This is a genomic window from Mycobacterium sp. 1165178.9 (assembly GCF_001673555.1).
GTDB lineage: Bacteria > Actinomycetota > Actinomycetes > Mycobacteriales > Mycobacteriaceae > Mycobacterium.
This window is the reverse complement of the sequence record NZ_LZMB01000177.1, coordinates 1-4,999: the sequence shown is the minus strand read 5'-3', so window position 1 is coordinate 4,999 and position 4,999 is coordinate 1. Positions and strand designations below refer to the sequence as shown.

The window sequence follows — 4,999 nt, the reverse complement described above, 5'->3', positions numbered from 1 at the left end:
GGCCGCGCTTGAGCGCGGTCGACAGCGACTGGGTGGTCGGAGCGGGCCCGTCATGGGCGGAGCCGAGGCCCAGGTCGCGCACCCGGGTCGCCCAGTAGGGCTGATCGGCCCCTTGGGGCACCACCACCTGCGGGGCACCCGCCCGCGCGGCCGTCGTCGTGGTGCCCGCCCCGCCGTGGTGCACGACGGCGGCGACGCGCCCGAACAGTGCTTGCTGGTTGACCTCGCCGACGGCGAAGCAGTCGTCCCGGTCGTCGATCGGGACCAGGTCGGCCCAGCCGCGGGACACCACGGCGCGATGACCCAGCGCGCGCGCCGCCTCGATGGCCGTCCACGCGACGTCCCGCGCGGCCCGCATCGGCATGCTGCCGAACCCCACGTACACCGGCGGCGGGCCCGCGTCGAGGAATGACAGCAAGTCCGCGGGTAGCGGGCGTTCGTCGCGCAGCAGCCACGCGCCGGTTTGGACGACGTCGAGCTCGGCGGGCCGCCACGGATCCAGGATCGGATCCGTCGCCAGCCACGGGCAGTCGGTCAGCGCATAGTCGCGCAGGTTGTCCAGCGGCGGCAGGCCGATCGCCGCCCGGTGACCATTGAGCGTGGCGCCGAACAGTTCCTGCATGTGCCGGCCATCCAATTGCCACAGGGTCCGGTTGTCGACCATGCCGAAAGGGATCGGTCCGTTCGCGTACGCCGGCGGCGGGTGGTGCGGCGACGGCAGGATGGTGGGCTGGTAACTGACGTAGACGTAATCGAGTCCCAGGCTTTCCGTCGCCGACCGGGCGGCGGCCGCGGCCGGCGGGAAACCGGCGACCACCAACGCGTCACAGCCTTCGGCCGCGGCGGCCACGGTGTCGAATTGCGCGGCGATCAACCCGTCCAATTGCCGGCGCAGCTCCTCCTCCGACGGGATCGCCCCCGTCTTCATCGCCCGCAGGGATTCACCGAAGGGCAGCAGCGGCACGCCGGCACGGGCCAGCAGCTCGACGAATTCGGCGTCCGGCGGCGCGCTCACCCGCGCATCAACGCCGAGCGCCCGCAACTGCACCGCAAGCGCGGCGAGCGGCTCGACACCCCCGCGCGTGTCGTAAGCCGACAGCAACACTCGCATTCGCCCAGCTCCCAAGAGGTGTGGTGGGCAAACTCTATCCTCGGCGAGGGCCCAGATGCGCGCGGCCGCGGGCGCCGCGAACTTCAGAACGCCGGCAGGTCCACCAGTTCGGCCAGTCGCGCGCGGTGACGGTATGCGGTGCCGAATGCCAACTGGTCGCTCTTGGCCCGCTTGAGGTACAGGTGCGCCGGATATTCCCACGTCATACCGATGCCGCCGTGCAGCTGCACGCACTCTTCGGCGGCATGCACGGCGACCTCGCCGCAGTAGGCTTGGGCGATCGCCGCCGCGGCATCGGAATCTTCCGCGCCCCGGGCGCCGGTGTCGGCCGCATAGCGCGCCGCGGCGGTCCCCGCGCCGACCTCGAACCACAGGTCCGCCAACCGGTGCTTGATCGCCTGATAGGAGCCGATCGTGCGGCCGAACTGCCTGCGTTGCCTGACGTACTCCAGCGTGGTGTCGAAGCACCATTGGGCGACCCCGAGTTGCTCGGACGCCAGCAGGGCGGCCCCGGTCCGGATAGCGTCGGCGACTGGCTCGTCGCCCGCCCCGACCCGGGACGACGGAGATCCCGAAAACGACACGGCGGCAAGGGGTCTGGTCATATCCAGCGCGAGCAGCGGGGAAATCTGTAGGCCCGCGGCGTCGCCGGCCACGGTGTGTAGCTCGAGCCCGTCGCGCCCGGCGACCGGCACCACCAGCACATCGGCCGCGTCGGCACCGGCCACGCTGCTGACCGCTCCGCTCAGTCCGTCGGCGCCGGCGCTGACCGCAGTGATCGGGTCGCCCGGTGCGCTCGAGAGCGGGACCACCAATGCCGCCGTCAGCTCACCCTGGGCCAGGGCGGGCACCATGGCAGTGTCACCGGCCCTCAGCAGCGCGATCGTGGCGAGGACCGCGCTGGACAAAAACGGCACCGGCGCAACGGCCCGGCCGATCTCCTCCATGACCACGGCGGCCTCGCGGACGCTCGCGCCGGCGCCGCCCAGCGATTCCGGAACCAGCAGGCCGGCCACCCCCAGTTCGGTGGCCAGGGTGTGCCACACGCCCGAAAAGTCTTCCGATTGCGAGTCGTAAAGGCGCGTCACCGATTCGGGCGGGCACCGCTCGGCGAACAGCTGACGCACGCCGGCCCGCAATGCCTCTTCGGTGTCGGAGTACAGCAGGTCGGCGGTGTGCGCGCTCATCGGGGGAGGTCCTTCCACGCGGCCTCTTTGTCGACACGATGTTCCCCCGGCAGGCCGAGGACCCGCTCGGAAATGGTGTTGCGCAGGATTTCTGACGTACCACCTTCGATCGAATTTCCGCGCGCCCGCAGGTAGCGGTAGCCGGGCCCGCGACCGACCAGGTCGACCGTTTCGGGCCTGCGCATGGTCCAGTCATCGTAGAGCAGCGCCGCTTCGCCGTGCAGCTCGATCTCGAAGCCCGAAATCGCTTGTGCCAGATTGGCGAACGCCACCTTCATTCCGGCGCCTTCCGGCCCGGGCTGACCGGTGGCCGCCTGTTGCCGCAACCGTTCACCGGCCAGCCGGAGGACCTCCGCCTCAACCCACAACCGCATCAGCTGGTCGTGCATTGCGGGGTTGCGCAGCGCCGGCTCGTCGCGCCAGGCCGTCGCGACCTTGCCGATATGGCCACCTTCCCGGGGAACTCCAGCGCGCGACCCGATGGCGACGCGTTCGTTGTTGAGGGTGGTAGTGGCGACCCGCCAGCCACCGCCCTCCGGGCCGAGCCGATTCGCATCGGGCACCCGGACGTCGGTGAGGAACACCTCGTTGAATTCCGCCTCGCCGGTGATCTGGCGTAACGGCCGGATCTCGACTCCCGGTTGCGTCATGTCGCAGAGAAAGTAGGTCAGGCCATGGTGTTTGGGCACCGACGGATCGGTCCGGGCGACCAGGATGGCCATCTGCGCGTGCTGCGCCTGCGACGTCCAGACCTTCTGCCCGTTGACGATCCAGTCGTCACCGTCGCGCACCGCACGGGTGGCCACCCCGGCCAGGTCCGATCCGGCGCCCGGCTCGCTGAACAGCTGGCAGTAGATCTGCTCACCGGTGAACAACGGGCGCAGGAACTTTCGCTTCTGCTCGTCGGTGCCGAACGCCGCAATCGTCGGCGCCGCCATGCCCATGCCGATGTAATTCTTGCGGGTGCCGCCCGCCGGCGCACCCGCGGCGGCCAGCCGCGCATCGACTCGCTCCTGAGCGGTGCGCGGCAGATCCAGGCCGCCGAAACCGCGCGGTAGGTGCACCCAGGCCAGGCCCGCATCGTATTGCGCGCCAAGGAAATCCCGCGGGTCGCTGGTGGCCGGATCGTGCTCGTCGAGCAACGCCTGAACCCGCGCGTCCAGATCCGCCGCATCGACGGCGGTCATTGCCCGCCGCCCGGTGCGGACTGGAATCCCTGTGCGGCGCCGAGCAGTAGGCCGCCGTCGATCACCATTGCCTCGCCGGTGATCCAGCTCGCCGCGTCCGAAACCAGGAAGGCGACGGCCGCTGCCACGTCGACCGGCTCCCCGATGCGTCCGAGCGCGATCGACGACGCCAGCGGGTCCTCGTGGTCCTTCCACAGCGCCTCGGCCAGGCGGGTGCGCACGACACCCGGGCAGATCGCATTGACCCTGACGCGGGGCGAGAGTTCCAGCGCGAGTTGCTTGGTCACGTGGATCAGCGCGGCCTTGGTGGCGTTGTACATGCCCATCGCCGGGGATTGATGCATGCCGCCGATGGAGGCGGTGTTGACGATCGCCCCGCCGTGCTCGCCCATCCACGACTTGACGACGAGTGAGGTCCACAGCAGCGGAGCCCACAGGTTGACGTCGAAGATCTTGGTGAAACGGGCGTGGTCCTGGTCGATCAGCGGACCATAGGCCGGGTTGGTTCCGGCGTTGTTGATCAGGATGTCGACGCTGCCGAAGCGCTCCAGCGTGAGCTCGACGCAGCGCCGCGCCGCGTCCTCGTCGACCGCGTGAGCACCCACCCCGAGGGCCTGCTGACCCACCTGGGCGGCGGCCTCGTCGGCGGCCTCCTGCTTGCGCGCGGTGAGCACCACATTGGCCCCCGCGGCCGCCAGCTGCTGGGCTATCGAAAGGCCGATTCCGCGCGACGCGCCGGTGATGATCGCGGTGCGGCCGGTCAAATCTTGCGAGGTCATTGTGTCAGGCCTTCCGTCGCGGTGAGAGCCGCCGAGCGGCAGCGCAGATTTGGTTTGCTGCCGAATTTTATTCACGATGTTTTAGACATGTGCTGAGGTGGTATGCCACGCGCATGTTACCGAAATTGACACTCATGAAACCGCTGGTTGTTGCCGGTGCCGTGGCCGCGGCGATCGCCGCCGCGCCCGCGGCCGCTGCTGACGTCTACGTCACCGGACCAGCCGCCAACTCCCCCGCGCCCACGCACGTGACCTTCAAGGACGACCCGGGCGGCGGCGGCTGCGACGCCAACGGAAACTGCGGCTCGGGCGGCCAGTTCAACGGCCCCGGTGGGGGTCCGGGTGGCCAGGGTTGCGTCCCGGGCGTCGGCTGCGGCTCCGGCGGGCAGAACGCGGGCCCCGGCGGCATTCCAGGCGGGCAAGGCTGCCTGCCCGGCGTCGGCTGCGGCTCCGGCCACGCGTAGTCGCTGAACCCTTCAGCCTCCCGAGAGCCTGGCGACCCAGGTTCGGGAGGCTGCTGGGTCTATGACGTCGTCCAGCTCGAACGTGGTCGCCGCCCGCAGCGCCTTCCCGTGCTCGTAGGCCGCGGCCACCAGGCGATCGAACAGGCTTTGCCGCTCGTCGGGATCGTCTACGGCGGCCAGCTCCTTGCTGAACCCAAGGCGCACGGCGCCTTCCAGGCCCATGCCGCCGATCTCTCCGGTCGGCCAGGCGACGGTGAAGTGCGGCGCGCGG

Annotated in this window: 6 protein-coding genes; 1 reads left to right on the top strand and 5 read right to left on the bottom strand. The window is 70.2% G+C overall.

Translation table 11 applies throughout. The features are described 5' to 3' along the window. The 4 genes from A5652_RS08695 to A5652_RS08680 all read right to left on the bottom strand — a co-directional run. The coding region (locus A5652_RS08695; RefSeq protein WP_067349277.1) for a glycosyltransferase at nucleotides 1-1,111 on the bottom strand (1,111 nt) is incomplete at its 3' end. Between the two features lie 83 nt (nucleotides 1,112-1,194). After that, nucleotides 1,195-2,298 (bottom strand): acyl-CoA dehydrogenase family protein, encoded by a 1,104-nt coding sequence (locus A5652_RS08690; protein WP_067349273.1) that lies wholly within the window; start codon nucleotides 2,296-2,298, stop codon nucleotides 1,195-1,197. Beyond that, nucleotides 2,295-3,485 (bottom strand): acyl-CoA dehydrogenase family protein, encoded by a 1,191-nt coding sequence (locus A5652_RS08685; protein ID WP_067349270.1) that lies wholly within the window; start codon nucleotides 3,483-3,485, stop codon nucleotides 2,295-2,297. Before A5652_RS08685 ends, A5652_RS08690 begins: the two co-directional genes overlap by 4 nt. Continuing rightward, nucleotides 3,482-4,264, bottom strand: coding sequence for an SDR family oxidoreductase (locus A5652_RS08680; protein WP_067349267.1), 783 nt, complete (start codon nucleotides 4,262-4,264; stop codon nucleotides 3,482-3,484). Before A5652_RS08680 ends, A5652_RS08685 begins: the two co-directional genes overlap by 4 nt. Nucleotides 4,265-4,398: 134 nt before the next feature. Here A5652_RS08680 and A5652_RS08675 point away from each other — a divergent pair, with 134 nt between their 5' ends. Further along, complete coding sequence (locus tag A5652_RS08675) at nucleotides 4,399-4,728, top strand: PE-PGRS family protein (protein ID WP_067349264.1); 330 nt, start codon at nucleotides 4,399-4,401, stop codon at nucleotides 4,726-4,728. Nucleotides 4,729-4,740: 12 nt separating this feature from the next. On the opposite strand, the gene A5652_RS08670 is transcribed toward A5652_RS08675, so the two are convergent. Then, nucleotides 4,741-4,999, bottom strand: a 259-nt coding sequence (locus tag A5652_RS08670; RefSeq protein WP_156745226.1) for a hypothetical protein, incomplete at its 5' end; no start/stop codon positions are given.

Coding starts and splice junctions, on each gene's coding strand:
- A5652_RS08680 (WP_067349267.1), bottom strand. CDS start 4,264: ATGACCTCGCAAGATTTGACCGGCCGCACCGCGATCATCACCGGCGCG.
- A5652_RS08690 (WP_067349273.1), bottom strand. CDS start 2,298: ATGAGCGCGCACACCGCCGACCTGCTGTACTCCGACACCGAAGAGGCA.
- A5652_RS08685 (WP_067349270.1), bottom strand. CDS start 3,485: ATGACCGCCGTCGATGCGGCGGATCTGGACGCGCGGGTTCAGGCGTTG.
- A5652_RS08675 (WP_067349264.1), top strand. CDS start 4,399: ATGAAACCGCTGGTTGTTGCCGGTGCCGTGGCCGCGGCGATCGCCGCC.